Source organism: Neoroseomonas rubea, from assembly GCF_016106015.1.
GTDB lineage: Bacteria > Pseudomonadota > Alphaproteobacteria > Acetobacterales > Acetobacteraceae > Neoroseomonas > Neoroseomonas rubea.
Map to the genome: position 1 here is coordinate 1 of NZ_JACADQ010000566.1, position 1,501 is coordinate 1,501.

2 protein-coding genes and 1 pseudogene are annotated in these 1,501 nt (G+C 68.9%); all 3 read right to left on the bottom strand.

The window, feature by feature from the left end; translation table 11 throughout:
- A partial coding sequence (locus tag HW577_RS24895) for a hypothetical protein (protein WP_198378777.1) occupies nucleotides 1-261 on the bottom strand: 261 nt, incomplete at its 3' end.
- Nucleotide 262: 1 nt separating this feature from the next.
- The gene (fliG, locus tag HW577_RS24900; RefSeq protein ID WP_198378778.1) at nucleotides 263-1,258 is read right to left on the bottom strand and encodes a flagellar motor switch protein FliG; all 996 of its coding nucleotides are present in this window, start codon (nucleotides 1,256-1,258) and stop codon (nucleotides 263-265) included.
- 2 nt (nucleotides 1,259-1,260) lie between these two features.
- Nucleotides 1,261-1,501, bottom strand: a pseudogene (locus HW577_RS24905) (flagellar basal-body MS-ring/collar protein FliF); the annotation flags it as partial.

A 1,501-nucleotide genomic window follows, 5' to 3' on the forward strand; every position in this document is an offset into this window, starting at 1 on the left:
TGTCGGCGGCTTCAAGGTCCCGCCGATGGTCGTCACCAATGCCGAGCTCGCCGCCTGCGATGTCGTCGTCGAAGCCGCCCCCGCCGCGGCCTTCGAGGAGATCGCGACGGCGGCGATCGAGGCCGGGTCGGGGCCGGCCGGCAGGGGCGGGGGCATCGCCTCCGCCTCCCGCCGCGCGGCGTCGAGGGCGGCGATCAGCACCGTCGGCGTGAATGCGCCGGCCAGCGCGTCGGGCGCGATGCGGGTGAAGCCGTCGGCCATCTCAGTAGACCATCTCGTCTTCGCGCCCGTCCTGCATCTGGATCTGGCCCTGGGCGGCGAGGTCCTTGGCCATCAGCACGATGGCGGATTGCGCCTCGTCCACCTCGCGCAGCTTGACCGGGCCCATGTTGGCCAGGTCTTCCTTCAGCATCTTCGCCGCGCGCTCGCCCATGTTCTTGATGAAGAGGTCGCGCAGCGCCTCGGACGCGCCCTTCAGCGCCAGGGTCAGCTGGTCCTTCGGCACCGCCCGCATCAGGATCTGCACGCCCTGGCTGTCGAGGCGCGAGAGGTCGTCGAAGGTGAACATCAGGCCGCGGATGCGCTCGGCCGCGTCGCGGTTGCGTTCCTCGAGTGCCGCGAGGATGCGCGTTTCCGACTGGCGGTCGAGGTTGTTGAAGATCTCGGCCATCATCTCGTGCGCGTCGCGGCGCTGCGCGCGCGCCAGGTTCGACATGAACTCGGCCTTCAGCGTCTTCTCGACGCCGTCGAGCGCTTCCTTCTGCACGGTCTCCATGCGCAGCATCCGCATCACGACCTCCATCGCGAAGCCTTCGGGCAGCAGCGACAGGACGCGCGCGGCGTGGTCGGGCTTCACCTTGGTCAGCACGACGGCGACGGTCTGCGGGTATTCGTTCTTGAGGTAGTTCGCGAGCACGGCCTCGTTCACGTTGCCGAGCTTGTCCCACATGGTGCGGCCCGCCGGGCCGCGGATTTCCTCCATGATCTGGGCGACGCGCTCGCGCGGCAGCGTCTTCATCAGCATCCGCTCGGTGGTCTCCCACGAACCCACGAGGTTGCCCGTCTGGCCCAGATTGTCGCCGAACTCCTTGCATAGATCCTCGACCGTCGTCGCGGGAATGGTCCCGAGGTTTGCCATGGCGGTGGAGATGTCGCGGATCTCGTCCTCATGCATCTTGGCGAAGAGCCGCGCGGCGTGCTCCTCCCCGATCGCCAGCATGAAGGTCGCGGCCTTCTGGTGGCCCTTCAGATTGCTCATGTTCACGCTCCCTCCGGCGCCAACCAGCGACGGACCACCGTCAGGGCCTCATCCGGATGGCGGTCGACGAGTTCCTGCAGCTTCGCGATCGAGGAGGCCTTCATCTGCCCTTCGACCATCGCGATCGAGACCATCGCGTCATTGCCGTCCCCGCCCGCGGCGAGCGCGCCCGCCGCACCCGCCTGGCCGGGCAGGGCAGGCGTGCCGTCGGCGTTGAGCGCACCGGCCGCGCCGCCCGCGAGC

Excerpts from the sequence above, each read along its gene's own strand:
- fliG (WP_198378778.1), bottom strand. The coding sequence starts at position 1,258 with ATGAGCAATCTGAAGGGCCACCAGAAGGCCGCGACCTTCATGCTGGCG.